We start from the raw sequence: 23,815 nt of genomic DNA on the forward strand, positions 1-23,815 counted from the left end.
CCCGTTTCAACCTGAGCCTTGGCGAATGGCGGCGAGCGGGTAGGGTGCAAGGCTCATACCGGGAGGGGCGCCATGAGATCGATACTTGCGACCGCGATGGCCTGGGTGGCGCTGGCGGGCGCCGCATGCGCGCAGCAAACGCCCGCCACACCGGCCCCTGCGCCATCAGGTCCGACCATCTACGTGCACGTCGGCCGCCTGCTGGCCGACCCGTCGAACGGCGTTGTGCAGCGCGATAAAACTTTGGTGATCACCGGGAACCAACTGGTCGAAATCCGCGACGGCTTCGTCGGCGACGGCCAGGTGATCGATCTGCGGGACGCCTTCGTCCTGCCCGGCCTCATCGATTCCCACGTCCATCTGACCAGCGAGCAGAACCCGAACGCACGTCTTCAGGCGGTCACGCTGGACGACGCAGACCGTGCGATCCTGGGGGCCGGCGCCGCCCGCAAGACCCTGATGGCGGGGTTCACCACCGTGGCCGATCTGGGGGCGCCCAACGACGCCATCTTCGCCCTGCGCGACGGCGTCGCCCGTGGGGACGTGGTGGGTCCGCGCATCTTGGCCTCCGGCAGCTCCATCTCGGTCCACGGCGGTCACGGCGACGCGAATGGCTATCGCGAGGACGTGCTGCATCTGCTGTCTTCGGAGTCGATCTGCTCCGGCCCCGAAGACTGCATGCGTGCCGTGCGCACGCAGGTCCGCGCCGGCGCCGACGTCATCAAGATCACGTCCACGGGCGGCGTTCTGTCGAACACCGCCGCCGGTCTGGGCCAGCAGTTCACGGACGCCGAGCTGGCGGCCATCGTCGAGGTGGCGCACCGCATGGGCCGCAAGGTCACCGCCCATGCCCACGGCGCCGACGGCATAAACGCCTTCCTGCGCGCCGGGGGGGACTCCATCGAACACGGCACCTATCTGGACGACGAGTCGATCCGGCTGTTCCGTGAACACGGCGCCTGGCTGGTGCCCACGCTGATGGCCGGAGACTACGTCGCGCGCGTCGCCTCGGGTCCGGACAATTGGTTCACCCCGGCGCAGACGGCCAAGGCGCTGGAGGCGGGACCGCGCATGCTGGACATGGCGGCCCGCGCGCACCGCGGCCGCGTCCGCATCGCCTTCGGCACCGACAGCGGCGTGTCGCGCCACGGCGACAACGCCGGCGAGTTCGCCCTGCTGGTCCGGGCCGGGCTCACCCCGATCGAGGCCATCCAGACGGCCACGGTCAACGCCGCGGAGCACCTCGGCATCTCCAGCCAGGCAGGCCGCCTTCTCCCCGGCATGCCGGCGGACCTGATCGCCGTATCGGGTGATCCCCTGCAGGACGTCACCGAACTGGAACGGGTCCGCTTCGTGATGAAGGGCGGCGTTGTGCATCGCGACGACCGGCCGTGAGGCCTCGGGTCGCCATCGCCCGGCATCTGCTCTAAGGACGGCGTTCGGCCAGAGAGACGCGACGCGTGAGCGAGACTTCCCGCAGCGGTGGCAAGCCCGCCACCATCAACGACATCGCCCGTCTGGCGCGCGTCTCCAAGAAGACCGTCTCGCGCGTCATCAATCACTCGCCTTCCGTGAAGGAGGAGACGCGTCGCCGCGTCGAGGCCGTCATCGCCGAGCACGGCTACACCCCCGATCCGCAGGCTCGTGGGCTGGCGCTGAAGCGGTCCTTCCTCGTCGGAATGATCTACGACAACCCCAGCCCCAACTACGTCGTCAACATGCAGCAGGGCGTGCTGGACGGCGTGCGCGGCTCGGGCCTGGAGCTGGTGGTGCACCCCTGCGACCGCGCCTCGCCGACCTTTCTCGACGACGTGCGCAACTTCGTCGTCCGCCAGAAGCTGTTCGGCGTCGTGATGCCCCCATCGGTGTCCGAGGACGAGCGCGTCGTGGCCATCCTGAACGAGGCCGACTGCCCCTACGTCCGCATCGCCTCCGTTTCGCTGGACGAGCCGGGCGCCATGGTGGTCACGCACGACAGTCGAGGGGCGGCGCGCGCGGCGCGTCATCTGGCCGGGCTCGGCCACCGCCGCGTCGCCTTCATCTCCGGTCCCGGCACCTTCCGGTCGTCGCATGAGCGGGGGAGGGGCTTCCGCGAAGGGCTGGCCGAGCACGGACTGGAGCTGGCGGCGGATCTGGTCCGGCAGGGCGCCTACACCTTCGAGTCGGGTGTGGAGGCCGCCCGGGATCTGCTGGCGCTGACGGATCGTCCGACCGCAATCTTCGCCGGCAACGACGAGATGGCCATCGGGGTGATGAAGGCAGCGCGCGACCTTGGGCTGGAGGTGCCGGGCGACCTCTCGATCGTCGGCTTCGACGACCTGCCGATGGCGTCCCGCGTCTGGCCGAACCTGACCACGGTGCGACTGCCCATCCGGGACATGGGACGCATGGCGGCCGAGAAGCTGACGGCCGGCCTGCGCGGGCTGGATCCTTCAGCTCTCGATCAGCCGACGGTCGACCCGCAGCTGGTGGAGCGCGACTCGACCGCCGCCCCGCCGCGTTGACGCCTCAGGCGGGCTGCGGCGTGCGGGCGCCGATGACGCCCCGCAGGTGCTCGCGGATGCCCTCGTCGGTCGCGTTCGCAAAGAACAGCTCGCCGAAGCGCTCGCCGGCGACGGCGGCCTTCAGCAGATCCTGATCGACCGTTCTCAGCACCGTCAGCATGTCGTGGCAGGTGACGGCCTTGAGGTCCTTCAGAATGCCGCGGTTGCGGCGCATGATCTCGGCGCGCTCCTTCGGGTAGCCCAGTCCGCGCTCGCCCTCGAACAGCTTGCGGTAGACGTCCTGCAGGTTCAGTTCGGCCGCCCAGCCGAAGCCCTTGGCATAGGGCATGGCGATGGCGTTGCCGTCGTTGATCTGGCCGAACAGGAAGGCGTCGGTCGGATCGACGATCAGGCCGCAGAACACGCCCGGCATGGCGTTCGCCGCCAGCATCGAGCCTGTCCCCGTGCCGCATCCGGTGACCACGAAATCCGCGGCGCCGGAGTTCAGCAGGATGCCCGCCAGCAGACCGTTCATGACGTAGGTCAGCGAGGCGCCGTCTTCCGCCGAGTACATGCCGTAGTGGTGAACCTCGTGCCCAAGCGGTTCGGCGACAGCTTTCAAGGCGGCATGCACCGTCTCGCTCTTGGCGGCCTGGCTGTTTTCGATGATGAGGGCGATCTTCATGGCGATCCTTTCGGGACGTCGCGGCGCGTTTGCCACAAGATATGACACCGGTTACCTATTCACAATCCGGCGTCGGGACGCGATGGTCCTTTCCGCCCTCCAGACCTGACGAAATGAGCACCATGTTCGATCTCACCGGCCGCACGGCCCTCGTCACCGGCGCGAACACCGGTCTGGGTCAGGCCATCGCCGTGGGGCTCGCCGACGCCGGAGCGGACATCGTCGCCGTGGGCAGGTCGGCGCCGAGCGAAACGGCGGGCATGGTCGCGGCGACGGGCCGCGCCCTCCACGCCGTGCCCGCCGATCTGGGCTCCACTGCGCCGATCGCGGACGTCGTCGCCACGGCCGTCGCGGCGGTTGGCGCGATCGACGTGCTGGTCAACAACGCGGGCATCATCCGGCGGGCCGACAGCCTCGACTTCACGGAAGAGGACTGGGATGCGGTGATCGACACGAACCTGAAGTCCGCGTTCTTCCTGTCGCAGGCGGTGGCGCGGACATGGGTCGACGCCGGACGGGGCGGGAAGATCATCAACATCTGCTCGATGCTGAGCTTCCAGGGCGGCATCCGCGTGCCCAGCTACACCGCCTCCAAGAGCGGGCTGGCGGGTCTGACCCGGCTGCTTGCGTGTGAATGGGCGAGCAAGGGGATCAACGTCAACGGCATCGCGCCGGGCTACTTCGCGACGAACAACACCGAAGCCCTGCGGGCCGACGAGACGCGCAGCCGGGACATCCTGGCGAGGATTCCCGCCGGCCGGTGGGGTTCTCCTGACGACCTCAAGGGCGCCGCGGTGTTCCTCGCCTCGGACGCCTCGGCCTATGTCCACGGCACGATCCTGACCGTCGACGGCGGCTGGATGGCGCGCTGAGTCTCAGGTCAGGCTGTTCAGCCAGTCCTCGAGGTTGGTGAAGCCGTCGCCGTCCGCGTCGGTGGGACCGTCGTTTTCATCGGCAGGATCCAGCCCCCGCGCAAGCTCCCACGCGTCGGGCATGCCGTCCCCGTCGGAATCCGTCCACGGGACGCCGGGCGCGAGCTCAGGCCAGCCGCCCACGCCTTCCTGACTGTCGATGATCCTCCCGGAGCCGCCCCGCACGCCCTCAGCGACCCGCGCGTCGACGGGGTCGCGCGGCAAGGCGCCGGCTTCCGCCAGCACGCGCGTCGTCGTCGCGACCGGGCCGGAGTCGGCCGCTGCAGCCCACTCCGGACGCGCGGCGAGGCGCTGGCCCGGCCCGCCGTCGAACCTGACGAGGCTCCACGGATCCGCGGGCACCACGCCGTTCATGGCGTTGCCCTCGAACCAGGCCTTGGCCAGCGGATTCGAATCCTCGAACGCCCAGCGCCCCTGGCTGTCCGGGCCGGGGAGGTAGGCGTTGCCGACGAAGGCGTAGGTCGAAATGGACTCCGTGTCCGCGTCATAGCCCGCGTGGCCGCCTCCCCAGTTGAAGAAGACGTTCTGACGGAACTCGAACAGGGGACCGACCGGGTCCGCCGCAGGCGGATTGTAGTTGCCGGGCCGAGGCATGCGCGCGCGATGACTGGCCCAGAGGTTGCCGATGAAGCTGATGCGCGCCCCGTGTCCGCCCCGCGCCAGCGTGCCGTAGCCATGATCGCCCTTGGCGTGAGCGGACGCGTTCAGGGACTCCGAGATGATCGAGTTCTGCACGGTGACGTCGTAAATGCCCCGCTCCGGCGGATCATAGCGGCTGCCGATCGACAGGGTCTCGTCCACCGACCAGCTGGCGGAAACGTGGTCGAGGATGATGCGGCTGCCGCGTTCTATGGAGATCGCGTCGGCCTCCACGCCGCTCTCGTCGCCCAGGCGGGAGCGGATGTGCCGGATCACCACGTCGTCGGCACGGATGATCAGCGGCTGGTCCCGCAGGGCGATGCCGCCGCCCGGTGACGTCTGACCGGCCACGGTCACGCGACCCTCGCGCACGACCAGCGGCGAGCGCAGCCGGATGGTCCCGCCGACGTCGAAGACGATCGTGCGCGGCCCTTCGGCGTCGATGGCCGCTCGCAGGGTTCCGGGCCCCGCGTCCTCCAGCGACGTGACCCTCAGCACGGGGCCGCCGCGTCCGCCCACGGCATGTCGACCCGCGCCTTCTGCGCCCGGAAACGCCAGCTGCTGGGCCCGGGCTGGCGACTGTGCGCAAACGGCAACGGTCGCGACGCCGATGACGGCGGCGGTGAGCAGGCGTTGAGCGAACGGGGTTGCCGAAACGCGAGTCATGAGTTTAGGCTCTTGTTTGATACCGGTGTCACGCCGCATTCCACGCGCATTTGACACCGGTGTCAAACGGTAGGCCCCCGAGGGGCTCGCCGCAAAAACAGATAGACCGGGGTCACTCCGGCGTCCTGTATGCCCATTGGGAGGAGGCATATGTCGCAGTTCATTCAGGCCCGGGATTCCCGCGCCTTTCGCCGCACGCTGATCGCAGGCGGTTCCGGCCTCGCCATGGCCATGACGCTGGGCGTCATCGGGGCCTCGGCGCAGGTCCAGGACCCGGAAACCGAGGTCGATGAGATCGTCGTGACGGGCTACCGCGCCAGCCTTACGGCGGGTCTCGCCGCCAAGCGTCGCGAGGCGACGGTGGTCGACGTCATCGTGGCGGAAGACATCGCCGACTTTCCTGACCTGAACCTAGCCGAAGCCATCCAGCGGGTGCCGGGCGTCGCCATCGATCGCGACGCCGGCGAGGGCCGCTCGATCACCGTGCGCGGCCTCGGCGCGGACTTCACCCGCACCCGCATCAACGGCATGGAGGCGCAGGCCACCACGGGGGGCACGGACTCGTCCGGCGGCGCCAACCGGGGCCGCGGTTTCGACTTCAACGTCTTCGCGTCTGAGCTCTTCAACTCCATCACCGTCCGCAAGACCGCGGCGGCGGAAACCGAAGAGGGCTCGCTGGGCGCGACCGTCGACCTGCAGGCCTCGCGGCCGTTCGACTATCCGGGCACGGCCTTCGCCTTCTCCGCCCAGGCCGGCTACAACGACCTCTCCGAGCAGTGGAATCCGCGGATGGCGGTGCTGGCCAGCAGCACCTTCGGCGATCAGGACCAGTTCGGCGCGCTGATCTCGGTGGCCTATAGCGAGCGCAGCCTGCTCGAAGAGGGCTTCAGCACCGTGCGCTGGGCGCCCGCCACGGGCACCGGCAGCTCGGGAGGTTTCTGCAGCCCCGTCGGCGTCACGCCGCAGAACCCGGGCAACAGTACGGCCAACGGCTCGAACGCGGCCAACTGCTCGACCGGCAACGCGCGCCCGACCAACACCGCCGCCAACGTCACGGCCTACCAGACGGCCAACCAGGCCAACGTCTTCATCCCGCGACTGCCGCGCTACGGCCGGCTGACGCACGAGCAGGAACGGCTGGGCGTGACCGGGTCGCTGCAGTGGCGCCCTGCGGACACGACGATGTTCTCCGTCGACGTGCTGTACTCCAAGCTCGACGCGACGCGTCAGGAGGACTTCCTGCAGGCCCTGTCGTTCAGCCGCAACGCGGCCGCCGGCGGTCAGACTCAGGTCATCGTCCGCGACGCCGCCGTCGAGAACGGCATGCTGGTCTATGGCCTGTTCGACAACGTCGATCTGCGTTCCGAGAGCCGCTACGACGTGCTGTCGACCGAGTTCACCCAGGTCAGCTTCACCGCCGAGCACGAGTTCACCGACCGCCTGCGGGGCCGCTACTACATCGGCCGGGCCGAATCGACGTTCGAGAACCCGATCCAGACCACCGTCACCCTCGATGCCAACGACGTCGACGGATACGGCTGGGACTTCCGCGGCAACATGAACTCGCCGGTCATCACCTACGGCATCGACGTTACCAACCCCGCCTCCTGGGCGTGGCGGCCGTCCACCGCGTCGACGCCCCGGTCGGAGATCCGCATCCGTCCCAACGGCGCGGACAACCTGTTCATGTCGTGGCAGGGCGATCTGGAGTACGACGCGTCCGACTGGCTAACGTTCAAGACCGGGGTCAACTACAAGACCTATGAGTCGACCACCTACGAGTCCCGCCGCGCGGACGAGACGGTGGTGCCGGTTCTTCCCGCCGGGGTCACGGTGGCCGACATCTCGAACCAGTTGACCGGCTTCGGGCGTGGTCTGGTCCCCGGCGGCACGATCGGGTGGGTACGCCCGGACCTGAATGCGATCGCCGCGCTGTTCGACATCTACTGCAACTGCAACACCGGCGTGCCGGGCGGGGACTTCACCCTGACCAGCATCACCAACGGCAACGCCCGCGGCGGCAACCGGTCCATCGAGGAAGAGGATCTGGCGGTCTACGTGCAGGCGGACTGGAACACCGAGCTGTTCGGCATGCCGTTCCGCGGCAACGTCGGCGTGCGTCAGGCGAACACCCGCATCTACGCCGAGGGCTACAGCTCTACCGGCGGGGGCACCAAGGTCAGCGGGGAGCATGAGTACACCGACACCCTGCCGTCCCTGAACCTGGTGTTCGAGCCCATGGATGACCTGCTGGTCCGCTTCGGCGCGGCCAAGGTCATGGCGCGCCCCCAGATCGGCAACACGCTGGCAGGCACCAACTACCTGGTGCCGACCACCTCGCTGAACGCCTCGGGTCCGAACTTCACCGCCTCGATCGGCAATGTGAAGCTGGAGCCTTTCCGGGCCGACACCTACGACTTCTCGATCGAGTGGTACTTCGCGCCGGAAAGCCTTCTGTCCTTCGCGTACTTCCACAAGGAGATCGACACCTACATCCAGATCCTGCGGCAGGACCTGCCGTACACGGATTTGACGGCGCTGAACCCGTCGGCCTTCGCGCCAGCCTTCTGCACCGGCGTGTGCTCGGGCTCGACCATCTTTCAGCTGACCAGCGCGGTGAACACCGACGGCGGTCCGCTGAGCGGGTTCGAGGTCAGCTACCAGCAGCCGTTCAGCTTCCTGCCCGGACCGCTGGGCAACACCGGGGTTCAGCTGAACTACACCCGTGTCGAAAGCGAGATCGACTACTGCAACGACGCGCTGTGCTCGACCTTCGTCACGGCCGATCTGATCAACCTGTCGCCGGAATCGTGGAACGCCACGCTGTACTACGAGGACGAGCGCTTCTCGGCCCGCGTGTCTGGTTCGGCCCGCGACGCCTACATCCAGAACGTGCCGGGCCGGAACGGCAATGCGCTGGAAGGCAAGATGGAGACGTTCAACCTGGACGCTTCCGCCTCGTTCAAGCTGACCGACGACGTCGACCTGACGTTCGAGGCCATCAACCTTACGGACGAGTTCAACCACCAGTGGGTGGGCGACGACAACCGCCAGAGCACGTCCGTCTACCACCACACCGGACGCCAGTACTACATCGGGGCCCGCGCGCGGTTCTGATCCCCTTCCTCTCCTGAGGAGAACACCTTCGGCCGGTCCGGCCCCAATCCGGACCGGCCGTCTCTTTGTCCGGCGCACGCCTTGAGGCAGGGTGTCGCCAGGGAGGCCCGATGACCGCAGCGCCGCTGAGCATTCGATCCGCAGACGCCTGCCGCTGGGACCTGGCGGCGCTGGGCGAGGTCATGCTGCGTCTGGACCCGGGCGAGGGCCGGGTGCGCACGGCGCGCCGGTTCGACGTCTGGGAGGGCGGCGGCGAGTACAACGTGGCCCGCGCCCTGGCCAAGGGCTTCGGGCGGCGCACGACGGCGGTCACCGCCCTGCCGCGCAACGACCTGGGCCTGCTGGTCGACGACCTGATGGCGCAGGGGGGCGTGGATCGCAGCCACGTGGTCTGGCGTGAGTTCGACGGCATCGGGCGAAACACGCGCGTGGGCCTGAACTTCACCGAGCGCGGGTTCGGCGTGCGGCCGGCGAGGGGCGTGTCGGATCGGGCCGGCTCGGCGGCGTCGCAGCTGATGCGCGAGGAAATCGACGGGGGCCGTCTGTTCGGGGCCGAGGGCGTGCGCTGGTTCCACACCGGAGGCATCTTCGCGGCCCTGTCGGAGAGTTCCGCCGAGACCGCGCTGGCGGCGGTGAAGGCGGCGCAGGCGTCGGGCGCGGTCGTGTCCTATGACCTGAACTACCGGGCCAGCCTGTGGGCGGCGCACGCAGACCCGGAGGCCGCGCGGCGCGTCAACCGCGAGATCGCCCGGCACGTGGACGTCATGATCGGCGACGCCTGGGGCTTCCGCGCGTGCCTGGGTCTGGACGTCGACGCGAAGGCGGATCTGGAAACGGCGGCGCGGGCCTATGCGGCCGAGTTCCCGGAGGTGCGGATCGTCGCGGCGACCTTGCGGACCGCCGACACGGCCGGGCGTAATGACTGGTCGGCGCAGGCCTGGTCGGACGGGCGCGTCGTGAGCTCCGTCGCGCGACCGGGACTGGACGTGCTGGACCGGGTCGGCGGCGGCGACGGCTTCGTTGCGGGGCTGGCGCACGCCCTGCTGGACGGCATGGACCTGCAGGCGGCGGTCGAGTGGGGCGCGGCGCATGGCGCGCTGGCCATGACGACGGCGGGCGACACGTCCATGGTGGACGCCTCGGAAGTGGCCGCTCTGGTCGCGGGCGGCGACGCGCGCTCGGTGCGCTGAGGCTTGGCCTCCGGCGCGGCGGAGCGCAGGATGACCGCATGCAAGCCCGCCCCCTGACCGACGGACTGGCCGTCGCCCCCCAGATCACGCTCGACGACGTGGCGACCGCCGCGTCGCAAGGCTTCCGCAGCCTGATGTCCAACCGCCCCGACGGCGAGGAGCCCGGCCAGCCGGACGCCGCGGAGATCGAGGCGGCGGCGCGCGACGCCGGGCTGGAGTTCCGCTGGTTGCCCGTGACCATGCCCACGCTGTCTCAGGAGGACGCGCGGGCGTTCGGCGCGGCGCTGGAAGAGATGCCCGGCCCGACGCTGGCCTTCTGCCGCACGGGCACGCGCTCGACCGTCCTGTGGGCCCTGTCGCAGGCGGGAGGGCGCCCGACCGACGAGATCGTGTCGACGGCCGCCGCGGCCGGCTACGACCTGGAGGGCCTGAGACCCCAGCTGAACCTGGGCGGGGTGCGGGGTTCAGGCCGACCGCGAGAGTGAGAGTGAGAGTCCAGAAAAAAAGACTCTCATTTCCATCATCCGGCCCACTTCCGCGACGACGGCAGAGAGTGTGACCGCCGCGACGACCGACGGCGACGCAAGGCGACGGAATTCCGGGCGGCCCCTGGTTTCACTGGGGAAGTCCGCGCACACCAGCGCAGTGAACCGCACTCTTTCGCCGGATCTCCGCCGATGCCGTCGGCGTCAGGCCAGCTCCACCGCCATCGCCACGGCCTCGCCGCCGCCGATGCAGAGCGAGGCCACGCCCTTCGTGCCGCCGCGGGCCTGAAGCGCCGCCAGCAGGGTAGAGAGGACGCGCGCGCCCGAGGCGCCGATCGGGTGACCCAGAGCGGTGGCGCCGCCGTTGACGTTCAGCTTCTCGCGGTCGATGCCGAGCTCCTGTTGGGCGATCATGGCAACGACGGCGAAAGCCTCGTTGACCTCCCACAGATCGACGTCGTCGACGGACCAGCCGGCCTTCTCCAGCGTCTTCTTCATCGCGGGCACGGGGGCGGTGGTGAACAGGCCCGGCTCGTGGGCGTGCGAGGCGTGGCTGACCACTCGGGCCACGACCGGCAGACCAAGGGCCCTGGCCGTGCTTTCACGCGTCATCACCAGCGCCGCGGCCCCGTCCGAGATTGAGCTGGCGTTCGCGGCGGTGATCGTGCCGTCCTTGGCGAAAGCCGGCTTGAGGGTCGGGATCTTGTCGGGACGCGCCTTGCCGGGCTGTTCGTCCGTGTCGACGATCTCGACGCCTGCGCGCGTCTTGACCTCCACCGGCGTGATCTCGGCCTTGAAGGCTCCGGAGGCGATGGCCGCGTTGGCGCGGCGCAGGCTTTCGATGGCGTACTCGTCCTGCTGTTCGCGGGTGAACTGGTACTGGCCTGCCGCGTCCTCGGCGAAGGCGCCCATCAGCTTGCCGGGGGTGTAGGCGTCTTCCAGCCCGTCCATGTACATGGTGTCGACGATGACGTCGTGACCGATGCGGGCGCCGCCGCGGTGCTTGTTCATCACGTACGGGGCGCCGGTCATCGACTCCATGCCGCCCGCGACGATCACGTCGGCGGTGCCGGCCTTGAGCGCGTCGTGCGCCATCATGGCGGCCTGCAGGCCCGAGCCGCACATCTTGTTGACCGTCGTCGCCTCCACATGCTGGCCGAGGCCGGCGCCGATGGCGGCCTGACGGGCCGGGGCCTGACCGAGGCCGGCGGGCAGGACGCAGCCCATGAGGATCTGGTCGACCTTTTCGGCGGGGACGCCCGCGCGCTCGACCGCCGCCTTGACGGCGGCGGCCCCCAGATCCGTGGCCTTCACGCCGGACAGGGCGCCCTGGAACCCGCCCATGGGCGTGCGGGCGAACGAACAGATGACGACGGGATCGGACATGGCGTGGCCTTTCGAAACTCAGGCGGTGTAGATCGCGGGTCGCGCGTCATGTTGCAAGTGCTCAGTCGGAATGAGCGGCGTCCCAGGCGGCGGTGACGCTGAGGCGCCAGAGGTGGCGCAGCGCGTCGTGCTCGCGGTCGGTCGAGCCGATCCGGGAGGCGGCGCCGCGGCGCGTGATCATGGCGTCGCCGGCCTCCCGTAGCAGGGGCAGGGCGTCGTCCGGCCGTGCGGCGGCGGCCAGCGCGGCGCCGAGATCGGCGGTCGTCGCGATACGGCCAAGGTGAAGCGGCGGCAGGACGCGGGACGCCAGGTCCGCGGCTTCCGCCAGACGTTCGAGCGCCGGGTCGTCCCGGCCGAGTTCTGCTTCCGTCAGGCCCAACAGGGTGAGGATGCGCAGGGCGTCGACATGGTCCGGGCCGAGCGACGCACGCGTCAGGGTCAGCGCCTCCTCGAGCAGGGGCAGCGCCAGATCGGGCCGCCCCCGGGCGAGATGCACGTCGGCGAGCACGGTCAGCGCGCCGGCCACGTCCGGGTGGGCGGCGGGGAGATGCGACCGACGCAAGGACAGGGCGCGTTCCGCGGAGATCAGCGCTTCATCCAGGCGCCCGAGCTCGAGCGCGAGGTCGGCACGCCCCGTCAGGGCGGCCGCCAGCTCGACGGGAGCGTCGGCTGCCCCCAACGTCTCCACCGCGCGCGCCTGGGTCGCCCACGCGGCCTCCGTGCGACCGTCGCGTGCGAGCGCGACGGCCAGCAGGGTCAGGGTCTGGGCGGTCAGGGGGTGGTCGTCACCCAGCGCTCGCGCGCGGATGCCTGCCGCGCGACGCAGCAGATCCTCGGCTTCTTCCGGCCGGTCGAGGTCCAGCAGCACGGCGCCGAGATTGTTCAGGGTCAGGGCCAGCTCTGGATCGTCCGCAGGCAGCGTCGTCTCGCGCGCTGCCAGAATACGGCGCTGGATGTCGGCGGACTCCGGAAACCGGCCGAGCGCGCGCAGGATCGACGCGAGGTTGTTGAGAGACGTCAGGGTCGTCGGAGCGTCAGGACCTTCCGAGGCCGTCCGCAGCTCGACGGCCCGGAGCGTGACCTGTCGCGCCTCTTCATGTCGGCCCTGACGATGCAGGTTCAGGCCGAAGTCGTTGAGCGCCCAGCCGCGACGGGGGTGGCCGACTTCCGTCGAGCGCTCGAGCGCGGCAAGCGCCTGTCGGTACAGGACTTCGGCCTCGGGCAAGCGGCCCTGGTCCTCGACCGCGTTCGCCTGAAGGAGCAGCAGGCTGCCGGCGTCGGGGGAGGAGTCGCCCCACAGCACGCGGGCGTCCGAGGCGGCGCGGGCGAACATGGGTTCGGCCTCTGCGGGGCGTCCCTCGGCCATCAGGCGCTGGCCTTCACGCACGTCGGACTGGATGCGCGCGGGATCCTGGGCCGCGGCGGGCGTGGCCAGCATCAGCAGCGCGAGGATGAGTCCGGGGCGCATCCGCTACCGCTAGGCCCCCATGACCGGCCGTGCCAGCCTTCCGGACCTGACGGTCAGGCCGCCTTGTCGTCGGGCATCACGTCGCCGACGGTGGGACGGTCCGCACGCATGGTCAGCTGGATGTCGCGCGGCTTGACGATTTCGCCGCAACAGCCGCAGGCGATGCGCGGCTTCAGGTCCTCGCCGCAGGCCTTGTGGGTCATCAACACGCCGGCGTCGGCGTCGCCATAGACGTGCTTGGCGCCCCAGCCGTGCAGGGTGATCAGCACCCCGTAGAGATCCTTGCCCTTGGCGGTCAGGACGTACTCGTTGCGCGGCGGGCGCTCGGAATAGAGACGCGGCTCCAGCACGCCGTGCTGGACGAGGCTTTTCAGGCGGGCGGCGAGGACGTTTCGCGCCACGCCCAGCCGCTCCTGCCACTGTTCGAAGCGGGTCACGCCGTTGAAGGCGTCGCGCACCACCAGAAGCGTCCACGGGTCGCCGATCACTTCCAGAGTGGCGGCGATCGAGCAGCTCTGGCGCGAATAGTCGGCGGTGCGTCCCATGGTCGGAAAGTGACCCTGCGTCAGCGGTTTGGCAAGAGGGTTGCGTTTCGGAACGGACGCAGTAAGTTGCTTTTCGAGACGGACGTGTCGTCCCGGCGACGGTCCCGATCCCCGAAACTGGGCGGAGGCGGCGACGCTTCCGCCCTTCCTTTGACTGCGGCACGACGGGCGGATGAACACCACGACCCTTGGCGAAGCCCTGACGCTGACTCCGCGTGACGGCGCTCTGACGGCGACGCTGCACCCCGAGTTCTCGAACGCGCCACAGGCGGTGGACCCGCTGAAGGGCGCGCCGTTCGGTGGGCTGATGGCGGCTCTGGCCGGGGAGTCGGCGCGCGCGGGCCTGGGGGTCGCGGCGCCGATCCGCAGTCTGACGATCCAGTATCTGGCGGCGGCCCGGTTCGAGGAGGTGGGATTCACGCCCATGCTTCTGCGGGGTGGGCGCAACCTGACCTATGCGGCGGTTTCGGGCGGGCAGGACGAACGGGCGGCCGTGCAGGCGCTGGTCACCTTCGGACGCGACGTGGCCGGGCCGGAGCTGCATCCGATGCCGCCCGCGCCGGGACGCCCGAACGACTTCGAGACGCAGCCGATGGACGCGGCGTTCGGGCCCTGGTTCACGCGGCACATCGAGCATCGTTTCCCGAACGGCCACGGCCTTTTCGGACAGAACGCGGGCAAGACGGTGGAGCTGGGCTGCTGGATGCGCTGCATCGACGGCCTGCCGCTGGACGAAGCGCGGCTGCTGTTCCTGCTGGACGGTCTGTATCCGACCTACTTCACCGCGTTCGAGGCGCCCCCGGCGATTTCGGCCAGCGTGGACCTGCGCGCGGACCTTCTGACGCCGCTGACGCCGGAGACTTCGCCCGAGGGATGGGCGTATTTCCACTTCATCAGCCGCGACGTCGGCGGCGGTTGGGCGGTCGAGGACGGCACGGCGCAGGCTCCGAACGGGACCGCTCTCGCGCTGGTGAGACAGCGGCGACGCATCCTGCCGACGCGGGGCTAGACCAGCCCTCCGCCGCGAAGCTGGATGAGGGGGATCACGATCTCCTCCTCGTCGTCGAGGTGGCGCAGGACCAGCGGGCCCATGGCGTCGATGACGTCGGACAGTCGGGCGGCGTGGTCGGCGACGTCGGGCGCGGCGCCCAGAATGGCCTGATGAAAGGCCGAGGCGGCGGCGAACAGCGCCTCCAGCCGCTCGTGGACGACGTCGTGGTCGCGGTCCAGCAGGTCGATGCCGTGGGCGATGCGCGGATCGAGATTCCGAAAGCTGGGGAAATACTGTCCGCTCTCGATGCGGTGATGCATGTCGAGATGCTGCAGGAACTGCTGCGTCGCAGGAATCAGGCGTCCATGCAGGGTCCGGAGGTCGGAGCGTCCGTCCCGCCATGGCGAGACCAGCGCGCCCAGATGGGCGTGATGCCGACGAAATCCGTCGTGCACGCCCAGCCAGAAGCGGGCCATTTCGGCGACGGTCGGCTCCGACCAGCGGGCGCGCGGGAAATCGATCAGGCCGACGCGCAGATCCTCGGGGAGGCCGGAACGCGTCGACAGGTGCAGAGGGTCTTCAGGCAACCGCAGTGGTCTCGCGGATGAAGCCGCCGCCGATCAGACGGTCGGGATCGGTGGGCTCGTAAAGGGCGCAGGCCTGGCCCGGCGCCACGCCTTCCTCGCCCCGGTCGAAGGCGACGGCGATCGCGCCGTCGCTCAGGGTCAGTCGGGCGTGCGAGGGCGGACGCGTGGAGCGCACGCGGGCCAGCACGGGGGCGCCGTCGCGGGCGGCGTCCAGCATCGTCGGCGCGTCGCCCAGCCAGTTGGTCTCCTCCAGCGTCAGGGCGGCGGTGAGCAGGGCCTCGCGCGGGCCGACGATGACGTGGCGCCGGGCCGGATCCAGCTTCGTGACGAACAGCGGTTCGCCCACCGCGACGTTCAGGCCACGGCGCTGGCCGATCGTGTAGTCGGTGACGCCCTCGTGCCTGCCCAGCACGCGCCCGTCCATGTGCACGATCTCACCGGCTTGCCGGCCTTCCGGGCGAAGCTTGTCGATCAGCGAGCGGTAGTCGCCGGACGGGACGAAGCAGATGTCCTGGCTGTCGGGCTTGGCGGCGATGCGCAGGCCCAGCTCGGCGGCGACGCCCCGCACCTGCGGCTTCGCGAGATCAGCCAGCGGGAAACGGAGGAAGTCCAGCTGCTCGGGCGTGGTGGCGAACAGGAAGTAGGACTGGTCGCGCGAATGATCGACCGCCTTGCGCATCTGCGGACGGCCGTCGGCGCCGATCGCGCGGCGGACGTAGTGCCCCGTGGCCATCGCCTCCGCGCCGAGGTCGCGGGCGACGTCCAGCAGGTCGCGGAACTTGACCGTCTGGTTGCAGCGGATGCACGGCACCGGCGTCTGGCCGCGGAGGTAGCTGTCGGCGAACTGGTCGATCACCGCGTCGCGGAACTTCGATTCATAGTCCAGGACGTAGTGCGGGATGCCCAGCGTCTCGGCCGCCAGGCGGGCGTCGTGGATGTCCTGACCGGCGCAGCAGGCGCCCTTCTTCTTCAGCGCCGCGCCGTGATCGTAGAGCTGAAGCGTGACCCCGACCACGTCGTAGCCGGCCTTGTGCAGAAGGGCGGCCACCACGGTCGAATCCACGCCCCCGGACATGGCCGCGACCACGCGCGAACCGGCGGGCAGGCCGACCGCCGCGCGCGCCGAGGCGATCGCCGCGTCCATGTCGCCGTCGGCGCTCATGGGGGCGATGGCCGGGATCGGGCAGATGTCCTCGGTCAGGCTCATGCGGCGCCATTTAGTGCCGAACCGGCGCAAATTCGAGACCGGACGCGCCGAGGGCCGCCGACATCGCTGCCGGCGGCCCTCGGTTCGGCTCGCAAGGAGGGGGAGGGTTACGAGCGGTAGTGCTGGATGCGCGTGGTGCGCAGGCCCTGCATGCCCCATTTGTCGATGGACTGCTGCCAGGCGGAAAACTCTTCGGCGGTGAGGCCGTAGCGGTTCAGGGCGTCGTCGATGGACAGAAGTCCGCCGCGGACGGCCGCCACCACCTCCGCCTTGCGGCGGATGACCCAGCGGTCCGTGTTCGCCGGGGGCAGGTCGCGCAGCGTCAGCGGCGTGCCCGTCGGGCCGACCACGTACTGCTCGCCTTTGCTGTTGACTCGACGCTCTTGCAGCATGGGCTTTTGCCTCATTCACCAACCATCACGGGCGGACCATGCGCCGGGCGCCGCTAAGGGCCGTTTAAGCGGCGTGGTGAAGGAGGCCTTACCCGCGCGCAGGCCCGGCCACATTCGATTCAGATTGCGAACGACGGTCATTCAGTCCCCCCGACGACCGGATCAGCGCTTGATGCTGATCAGCTCGGCCAGCATCTCGTCGGCCGTGGTGATGATCTTGGACGAGGCGGAATAGGCGCGCTGGGTGGTGATCAGGCCGGTGAACTCGGCCGACAGGTCGACGGTCGAGGCCTCCAGCTGGGACGAGCCGATGGTGCCCGCGCCCCCCGTGCCCGCGGTCTTCAGGTTGTAGGTCCCCGATCCCTGGCTGACGCGATAGGCGTTGCCGCTGGTCTGCAAAAGGTTGTCGGGGCTTGGGAAGGTGGCGATGGCGATCTGGGCGATCTTGCGGGTCACGCCGTTGTCGAAGATGGCGGTGACGAAGCCGGTCTCGTCGATCTTGACCTCTGACAGGTTGCCGAAGGCGGTGCCGTTGGTCAGGACGGCCTGGACGACCGACGCGCTGTCGTACTGCGTGAGGCCGCCGGCGGCCGCCGTGAGGTCGAAGCTGAGGGTCTGATCGTCGATGCCCAGGCCGGGGGCCCAGTTCACTTCGCCGGCGCCCGGCGCCCCGGAATCGGAAGCGCCGAAGGTGAGGCTGGCCACGGAGGGATCCGCGAACAGGGCCTGGGCGCCGAGGGTGGCCATGGCGTCGACGTCCAGGCGGCCGTCCTGGGTGAAGGCCACCAGGCCGGTCTTGATCTGGCCGTTGGCGAGGCCGGTCCCGGTGACGACGTCGCCGGCCGGAACGGCGCGGATTTCGGAGTACCACTGGTTCGGCGTGGTGCTCTTCAGGAACGAAATGGCGATCGTGCGCTGTCCGCCCTTGGAGTCCGAAACCGGAATCGTCAGCTCGAAGTCCGGCTTCACGCCGACGCCGGTTTCCGGGTCCCACATGGCCATGGAGTTGGTCGCGGGGTTGTAGGCGTCGGCGCCCGGCGGGACCGCGGCGGCGGCGGCGGCTTCGGAAGACACGGCCTGGCTCGAGCGGATGTTGGCGTTCAACTGAATCCGGGTCGTGGCCTCGGCCGTGCCGCCGACCGAGCCGACGTTGATCGTGCGCAGGCGGTTGAGGTCGGACGGGTCGGTGGTGATGTTGCCTTCTGCGTCGACCGGCCAGCCCTGCAGGTACAGTCCGGAGGTGTTCTTGAGGTAGCCCAGATTGTCGACGCGGAAGGCGCCGGCGCGGGTGAACAGGCGGCTGTCCGTGACCTCGAGGTTCTCCGCCTTCTCCGTGACGACGAAGAAGCCTTGGCCCGAGATGCCGAGGTCGGTGGAAGAGGTGGTGCGCTGCAGTTGACCGTTCTGGCTGGTGTAGTGCCGCGCCGTGGCCAGCACGCCGCCGGCGGAATAGCCCGCACCCTGGGACTGGCTGTTGATGACGGTCTGGAATTCGCCGGCCGTGCGCTTGTAGCCGACCGTGTTCACGTTGGCGATGTTTTGGGAGATGGCCGCCAGGGCGGCCGAGTTGGCGGTCAGGCCGGACACACCGGCGAGAAGGGCGCTGTTGATGGACATGGCGCGGCTCCGTTACGAGAACAATTTCATGGGATTGAGAGCGGAGAGGATCGAAGCTTCGGCTTCCGGCTCCTCGACCGCGGCGCGGGCTTCCTCGACCGCGATCACGGCCGAAAGCGGGAGGATCGACGCGCCGATCGTGAGGTAGGGCTGGCCGTCGTACATCTCGACGCCGGTCACGCGGCCACGGACCAGCACCTGCGACTGGACCGCCTCGCCCGCGGTGTTCGTGGCGGCGACCTTCAGGGTGTAGACCTGACCGTCCTGACCGCCGGTCCATGTAAAGTCGTGGACGCCCACGCCCTTCTCCGGCGCGTCGATCTCGTGGACCACGCGGCCGGAGGCGTCGAGCACCTGCAGTTTCGCCGAGGCGGCGTCGGAAGCCAGTTCGTAGCTCCACGTCGCCTCGCCGTCGGTCGCCTTGACCGCGGACCAGACGGCGGTCGCCTCGCGACCGATGTAGCTGGTGGCGCCCGTCAGCCCGGCCCCGCCCTGACCCTGCAGGATGGCCGTCAGCAGGTCGTTGGTCAGCAGCTGCTGCTCGACCCCGGCCATCTGGGTCAGCTGGCCGGTGAATTCGTTGGAGTCGACCGGCGACAGCGGATCCTGGTTCTTCAGCTGCGCGGTCAGCAGCGCGAGGAAGGTTTCGAAATTCTGGCTGAGCAGAGCCGAGGAGGCGCCGATGCGGCCCCCGGCCTGACTGGCTGTGGTGACGGCGTCGACCATGGGTTCAGACCTTCACGTCGACGCGGTCGCGCGCCGATCCGAGAGACAAGGAGACGTTGATCAGCGGCGCGGCTTCGGCCCGATCGGCCAGATCGCGCGCGGCCGCGAAGGCGCGGCCCGGGCGGCGTTCGAAGCCATCCTGTCGCTGGCCCGAGGCGCCTTCGCGGTGCGAGAACTCCAGCGCGTCGCGGGCCAGCTGGAAACCAGCCTGTTCCAGCTGGCGACGCAACTGGTCGACTTGGGCGCGCATCTCGGCGGCGGCGGCGGGCGTGTCGAAGGCGAGGCGCGCCGTCAGCGAGCCGTCTTCGCCCATCTCAAGACTGACGTCGACGCGGCCGAGGTCCTCGGGCGTCAGGGCCATTTCGAAGCGGGTGAACTTGCCCTCCAGCCGCTTTACGATCTGGGCGGTGAGGTCGGCCAGCGTCTCGTGCGCGACGCGCGACAGCGAGAAGAGGGGCGCCTCGGTGGCGGGAGAGGGCGCGGCCTCCGGCGCCGATGAGACCGCGGGGTCTGCGCCGACGCCGGCGACGGACGGCTCAATGCGAGGGGTCTCGGGCGCGGCCGGGTTTGCCGGTCGCGGCGCCCCGCTTGCGGGAGCCGCCGGAGACGCTTGCGGCGCGGCGTCTCCATCGGGCGCCGTGGCGACGGTCGACGTGGGGCCAGATTCCGGTGCGGGTTCGTCGTCTTGAGGCAAGGCCGCGCGGACGTCTTCGCTCCTCACGGACGGCACGCCCGGCGCGACCGGCGCGAGCGCCGGAACACTCTTCGCAGGGGTCGACTGGGGGGCCGGCTGCGGGGCCGGACCGACCTCCGCGGGCAGGATCTCAGGTCGCGCGGTTTCAACGGGGCCGACCTCGGCCGGAAGGATTTCGGGGCGGGGCCCGGCGTCCTTGAGGGCCTTTGCCCCGACGCGCGGCTCTCCCATGGCCGTGTCCGGTTCGGCCGGCAGCACTTCCGCGACGGGGTCGGCGAGGTCGTCCGGCGCGACGAGGCCCGTCTCCGCCGGCAGGACTTCGGGCCGGACCTCTTTGCCGGTCTTCGGCGCAAGGCTGAGGGCATCCTCTCCGGGGAGGATCTGCGGCCCCGTATGATCCGGCAAGGCCTTGTGGGCCGGCGGGCGGGCCGGCCCGACGGTTTCGGGTTCCGCGGCAGGCGCGACGTCCACCAGACGGCCGAATTCGCCGTCCGCCGGAGCGGCGGACGCGTCGCCGGGCTGGGGCGCGGCAGGGACGGCGAGGGCGAACAGGCTCTGAACGAGCATCGGGCACCGGGAAGGGGTGGGAACGGCGGCGCCTGCTGCGCCCAAAGGTCGGCAGCCCTTGGCGCAAGCTCCGGGCCAGCCGGTCCTCAGCATGCTAGTTAGCTGTCTTGTCGAGATAATCCGGGTTCTCGACAGGTCGTAAGATCAGGCTCTCTGCGGCGAAATCTGCCGCGCCCCGACCGGTTTTTGCCCGGCGCCCGCGGGTCGATCCTGATTGGTCCGGGTCTTGCGCTCCCAGCTCACCATGATCGTGCGCCTCGACCGGCATCCTAAATTTATCAGTGACTTGCCTGTCATGGGCGGGCGGCAAAATCCGCGCGCCCGGATGCAGGCTTTGCCCACCGGGGAGGCGCTCACGTGTCGCTGAACTCGATCCTGAGCGCCGGCCAGTCCGGCCTGACGGCGGCGCAGATGCAACTGCGCGTGGTCTCGGACAACGTCGCGAACGTCAACACGCCCGGATACGTCCGCAAGGTCGCCGAGCAGAGCTCGCTGGTCAGTCAGGGCGTGGGGGTGGGCGTCGAGGTGACGCGCGTCCGTCTGGCCACCGATCGCTTCCTGCAGGCCGCGACCATGTCGGCCTCGGCCGAGGCGCAGCGTCAGGGCGTGCGGCACGAACTGTTCGACCGCATCCAGGGCCTGTTCGGCGACCCGGGCGGCACGTCGGGCTTCTTCGCCCAGGTGGACGACATGTTCTCCGCCTTCGCGGCGACGGCCGAGGATCCGGCGTCGTCGCCCGCGCGCCAGGCGGCGATCTTCGGCGTGCAGAGCCTGTTCGACGAGGGCGCGCGCATCTCGCGGCAGATCCAGTCGGTGCGCGAGGACGCGGACGGCCGCATCAAGAGCGCCGTGGATCGGGCCAACGGCCTTCTGCAGCAGATCGAGGCGCTGAACGTCCAGATCGCCAAAGCCACCGTCGTCAACGAAGATGCGTCCGGCGCCGAGGCGGCGCAGGCGCGGCTGATCGACGAGCTGTCCGGCATCCTCGACGTGCGGGTGTCGCAGCGGAACGTCGGCGGCGTGTCGATCCGCACCAACGGCGGCGCGCTGCTGGCCGGAGACGGGTTCGCGACGCTGGAGTATGCGCGCGCGGGGGTGATCAACGCCGAGAGCAGCTTCAACGAGATCTGGGTCACCGAACCGCGCGGTCAGAAGCGTCCGCTGCTGGACGGCGTGACCTCAGGCGAGATCAAGGGGCTGGTCGAGCTCCGCGACGTCGACGCGCCGCAGGCGGCGGAGCGTCTGGCCGAGCTTCTGACGCGCGCCGCCGACGAGCTGAACCGGGCTCACAACGCCAACACCGCCGTGCCGGCGCCGCAGTCGCTGAGCGGACGCAACGTCGGGCAGTCGCTGGATACGGCGCTGGCGGGTTTCACCGGAAACACGGCCGTCTTGATCACCGACGCGGCCGGCGTGGTGCAAACGCGCGTCGCGCTGGCGTTCGACGGCGCGGGCAATGTGTCCGTGAACGGGGACACCGTGCCGCTCTCGGGCTTTCTGGCGGAGTTGAACACGAAGCTGGGGACCTCGGGCACGGCCAGCTTCGTGGACGGGCGGCTGACGATCACGGCCGCGGCTAGCCGCGGCGCCGCCGTGGTCGACGATCCCGCATCCCCGGCCCGCAAGCAGGGCATGGGGCTGTCGCATTTCTTCGGCCTGAACGACCTGATCACCACCGACCGGCCGGCGTTGTACGCCACCGGTCTGGGGGCGACGTCGCCGCACGGCTTCCCGGCAGGGCAGACGCTGAAGCTGCGGCTGACGGGCGAGACGGGTGCACGCCTGCGCGACGTCGAGGTCACCCTGCCGGGCGGCACGATGACCGATCTCCTGAACGCCCTGAACGACCCTGTGACGGGCGTCGGCGGGCACGGCGCCTTCCGCCTCGGCGGCGACGGCTCTCTGACCTTCGTGGGCTCGACCACGCCGCCGGCGAGGCTGTCGGTTCTGGAAGACCGGACCAGCCAGTCCGCGTCGGGCGTTTCGATCACCGAGATGTTCGGCATCGGCGGCGGCGTGCGCGCGTCGCGGGCCGACGGGTTCGCCCTGCGCACCGACGTCGCGCGCAACCCTGCCCTGCTGGGTCTGGCCCGGGCGGACTACGCCACGGCGGTCGGCGCGCGCGCCTTCGTGTCGGGCGACGGGCGCGGCGGACTGGCGCTGGCGGACGCGGGGCAGGGATCGACGAAGTTCGACGCCGCCGGGGAGTCGGTCGGCGGCACGTCCTCGGTTTCGCGCTACGCCTCCGAACTGGCCGGCGATGTGGGCGGCCGCGCGGCGGTGGCCAAGTCGCGGGCGGAAAGCTCCGCCGCGCTGCATTCCGAGGCCTTTTCGCGCCAGCGGGCGCACGAAGGCGTCAACTTGGACGAGGAGCTGGTGCTGATGACCACCTATCAGCAGGCCTTCAACGCCTCGGCGCGCCTGATCCAGGCGGCCAAGGACCTTTACGACGTGCTTCTGGGGATCGTCTGATGCGGGTCTCGACCTTCGGGAACTACCAGTCCGCCCTTCTCGACCTGATGGGGGCGCAGGTGCGCTCGCAGGAGGCGCAGGAGAGGGTTTCCACCCAGAAGAACGCGACCGATCTGGTCGGCTTCGGCCGCGGGTCGGAGTCGCTGACGGCGCTCAAGTCGGCGCAGAGCCGGATCGCCGGCTTCATCGACGCCGGAAAGGCGGCGGCCGGGCGGCTGGCCAGCCAGAACCTGGCGCTGAACCGGGTGGCTGACGGGGCCGGCGGCGCGCGCGAGGCGATCGCCGGCGCGTTGGCGGCGGGGCGTGTCGACGGTCTGATGCTGGAGCTTCAGGGTCAGTTCCAGATCGCGCTCGACGGCCTGAACACGCGCCATCAGGGGCGTTATCTCTTCGCTGGCGGGGCCTCGTCGGAGGCGCCGGTCACCCCCCGGACGATGGCGGAGCTGTCGGCCTTGGCCGATCCGGACACGGGTTTCGTCAACGACGACCTGGTTCAGGTGTCGCGTCTGGACGAAGGCACGGCCCTGGAGACCGGCTTTCTGGCCGACGATGTGGGCGGGGCGCTGTTCCGCGTTTTCCACGAGATCCAGCGCCGACACGAGGCCACGCCGATCGCCGGCGACATGGACGACGCCACGCGCGACTTCCTGACCGGCATGCTGTCGCGTCTGGACGCCGCGCGGGAGGGCGTCACCAATCAGGCAGCCCAGAACGGCGCGGTGCAGAACCGCGTCGACAACGTGCTGAAGGCCCAGAAGGAGCAGAGCGACGCTCTGGAGGCGCTGGTGTCGGAACGGACCGACGCCGATCTGGCGCAGGCGTTGACCGACCTGGAACTGTCGCAGGTGGCCATGCAGGCGTCCGCCCAGGTCATCAACCAGCTGCGGCAGGTGTCGCTGCTGAACTTCCTGACCTGACGCGAGTTTACGGCGGTGGTCAGCCGCCACGGCTCCGTTTAAGCAGGGG

The 23,815-nt window shown here is 69.9% G+C and carries 20 protein-coding genes; 9 read left to right on the forward strand and 11 right to left on the reverse strand.

Annotated elements, in window-relative coordinates:
- Positions 1–72: 72 nt before the first annotated feature.
- Both VGR32_RS00775 and VGR32_RS00780 read left to right on the forward strand, forming a co-directional pair.
- Positions 73–1,395 carry an amidohydrolase family protein gene (locus VGR32_RS00775; protein ID WP_327447056.1) on the forward strand — a complete coding sequence of 441 codons (1,323 nt, stop codon included), beginning with the start codon at positions 73–75 and terminating at the stop codon, positions 1,393–1,395.
- A 65-nt stretch (positions 1,396–1,460) separates the two neighbouring features.
- Positions 1,461–2,504: a LacI family DNA-binding transcriptional regulator gene (locus tag VGR32_RS00780; RefSeq protein ID WP_327447058.1), complete on the forward strand. Its 1,044-nt coding sequence runs from the start codon at positions 1,461–1,463 to the stop codon at positions 2,502–2,504.
- A gap of 4 nt (positions 2,505–2,508) precedes the next feature.
- On the opposite strand, the gene VGR32_RS00785 is transcribed toward VGR32_RS00780, so the two are convergent.
- The gene (locus VGR32_RS00785) at positions 2,509–3,168 is read right to left on the reverse strand and encodes an RpiB/LacA/LacB family sugar-phosphate isomerase (RefSeq protein ID WP_327447060.1); all 660 of its coding nucleotides are present in this window, start codon (positions 3,166–3,168) and stop codon (positions 2,509–2,511) included.
- A 113-nt stretch (positions 3,169–3,281) separates the two neighbouring features.
- Here VGR32_RS00785 and kduD point away from each other — a divergent pair, with 113 nt between their 5' ends.
- The gene (gene kduD / locus VGR32_RS00790) at positions 3,282–4,040 is read left to right on the forward strand and encodes a 2-dehydro-3-deoxy-D-gluconate 5-dehydrogenase KduD (RefSeq protein ID WP_327447062.1); all 759 of its coding nucleotides are present in this window, start codon (positions 3,282–3,284) and stop codon (positions 4,038–4,040) included.
- 3 nt (positions 4,041–4,043) lie between these two features.
- On the opposite strand, the gene VGR32_RS00795 is transcribed toward kduD, so the two are convergent.
- On the reverse strand, positions 4,044–5,405 hold the full coding sequence (locus VGR32_RS00795; protein ID WP_327447064.1) for a pectate lyase: 1,362 nt from the start codon (positions 5,403–5,405) through the stop codon (positions 4,044–4,046).
- A gap of 150 nt (positions 5,406–5,555) precedes the next feature.
- Here VGR32_RS00795 and VGR32_RS00800 point away from each other — a divergent pair, with 150 nt between their 5' ends.
- From VGR32_RS00800 to VGR32_RS00810, 3 genes are all read left to right on the forward strand, one after another.
- Positions 5,556–8,522: a TonB-dependent receptor gene (locus VGR32_RS00800; RefSeq protein WP_327447066.1), complete on the forward strand. Its 2,967-nt coding sequence runs from the start codon at positions 5,556–5,558 to the stop codon at positions 8,520–8,522.
- Positions 8,523–8,632: 110 nt separating this feature from the next.
- A complete protein-coding gene (locus tag VGR32_RS00805) occupies positions 8,633–9,712 on the forward strand; it encodes a sugar kinase (protein ID WP_327447068.1) in 1,080 nt (359 codons plus the stop codon).
- Between the two features lie 38 nt (positions 9,713–9,750).
- Positions 9,751–10,197 (forward strand): TIGR01244 family sulfur transferase, encoded by a 447-nt coding sequence (locus tag VGR32_RS00810; protein WP_327447070.1) that lies wholly within the window; start codon positions 9,751–9,753, stop codon positions 10,195–10,197.
- Positions 10,198–10,401: 204 nt separating this feature from the next.
- Here VGR32_RS00810 and VGR32_RS00815 read toward each other — a convergent pair whose 3' ends face one another.
- The 3 genes from VGR32_RS00815 to VGR32_RS00825 all read right to left on the reverse strand — a co-directional run bounded on the left by VGR32_RS00815 (position 10,402) and on the right by VGR32_RS00825 (position 13,596).
- Positions 10,402–11,583 (reverse strand): acetyl-CoA C-acyltransferase, encoded by a 1,182-nt coding sequence (locus tag VGR32_RS00815; protein ID WP_327447072.1) that lies wholly within the window; start codon positions 11,581–11,583, stop codon positions 10,402–10,404.
- A gap of 61 nt (positions 11,584–11,644) precedes the next feature.
- Positions 11,645–13,051: a tetratricopeptide repeat protein gene (locus VGR32_RS00820; protein ID WP_327447074.1), complete on the reverse strand. Its 1,407-nt coding sequence runs from the start codon at positions 13,049–13,051 to the stop codon at positions 11,645–11,647.
- A 53-nt stretch (positions 13,052–13,104) separates the two neighbouring features.
- The gene (locus tag VGR32_RS00825; protein WP_327447076.1) at positions 13,105–13,596 is read right to left on the reverse strand and encodes a helix-turn-helix domain-containing protein; all 492 of its coding nucleotides are present in this window, start codon (positions 13,594–13,596) and stop codon (positions 13,105–13,107) included.
- A 172-nt stretch (positions 13,597–13,768) separates the two neighbouring features.
- On the opposite strand from VGR32_RS00825, the gene VGR32_RS00830 reads away from it, so the two are divergent.
- Positions 13,769–14,605, forward strand: a complete 837-nt coding sequence (locus VGR32_RS00830) for a thioesterase family protein (protein ID WP_327447078.1) — start codon at positions 13,769–13,771, stop codon at positions 14,603–14,605.
- Here VGR32_RS00830 and VGR32_RS00835 read toward each other — a convergent pair.
- The 6 genes from VGR32_RS00835 to VGR32_RS00860 all read right to left on the reverse strand — a co-directional run bounded on the left by VGR32_RS00835 (position 14,602) and on the right by VGR32_RS00860 (position 20,377).
- The gene (locus tag VGR32_RS00835) at positions 14,602–15,174 is read right to left on the reverse strand and encodes a hemerythrin domain-containing protein (protein ID WP_327447080.1); all 573 of its coding nucleotides are present in this window, start codon (positions 15,172–15,174) and stop codon (positions 14,602–14,604) included. The genes VGR32_RS00830 and VGR32_RS00835 overlap by 4 nt on opposite strands.
- The gene (gene mnmA, locus VGR32_RS00840) at positions 15,167–16,381 is read right to left on the reverse strand and encodes a tRNA 2-thiouridine(34) synthase MnmA (RefSeq protein ID WP_327447082.1); all 1,215 of its coding nucleotides are present in this window, start codon (positions 16,379–16,381) and stop codon (positions 15,167–15,169) included. Before mnmA ends, VGR32_RS00835 begins: the two co-directional genes overlap by 8 nt.
- Before the next feature lie 107 nt (positions 16,382–16,488).
- On the reverse strand, positions 16,489–16,773 hold the full coding sequence (locus tag VGR32_RS00845) for a DUF1153 domain-containing protein (protein WP_125257761.1): 285 nt from the start codon (positions 16,771–16,773) through the stop codon (positions 16,489–16,491).
- Between the two features lie 162 nt (positions 16,774–16,935).
- The gene (gene flgE, locus VGR32_RS00850) at positions 16,936–18,390 is read right to left on the reverse strand and encodes a flagellar hook protein FlgE (RefSeq protein ID WP_327447084.1); all 1,455 of its coding nucleotides are present in this window, start codon (positions 18,388–18,390) and stop codon (positions 16,936–16,938) included.
- A gap of 12 nt (positions 18,391–18,402) precedes the next feature.
- Positions 18,403–19,116, reverse strand: a complete 714-nt coding sequence (locus tag VGR32_RS00855) for a flagellar hook assembly protein FlgD (protein WP_327447086.1) — start codon at positions 19,114–19,116, stop codon at positions 18,403–18,405.
- Between the two features lie 4 nt (positions 19,117–19,120).
- Positions 19,121–20,377, reverse strand: coding sequence for a flagellar hook-length control protein FliK (locus VGR32_RS00860; protein WP_327447088.1), 1,257 nt, complete (start codon positions 20,375–20,377; stop codon positions 19,121–19,123).
- A gap of 357 nt (positions 20,378–20,734) precedes the next feature.
- On the opposite strand from VGR32_RS00860, the gene flgK reads away from it, so the two are divergent.
- Together flgK and VGR32_RS00870 are read left to right on the forward strand one after the other, a co-directional pair.
- Positions 20,735–22,849, forward strand: coding sequence for a flagellar hook-associated protein FlgK (flgK, locus tag VGR32_RS00865; RefSeq protein WP_327447090.1), 2,115 nt, complete (start codon positions 20,735–20,737; stop codon positions 22,847–22,849).
- Positions 22,849–23,766 carry a flagellin gene (locus VGR32_RS00870; protein WP_327447092.1) on the forward strand — a complete coding sequence of 306 codons (918 nt, stop codon included), beginning with the start codon at positions 22,849–22,851 and terminating at the stop codon, positions 23,764–23,766. The genes flgK and VGR32_RS00870 overlap by 1 nt, the downstream gene beginning before the upstream one ends.
- Positions 23,767–23,815: the final 49 nt, after the last annotated feature.

This window comes from Brevundimonas sp. (assembly GCF_035935935.1).
In the GTDB taxonomy this organism is placed as follows: Bacteria; Pseudomonadota; Alphaproteobacteria; order Caulobacterales; family Caulobacteraceae; genus Brevundimonas.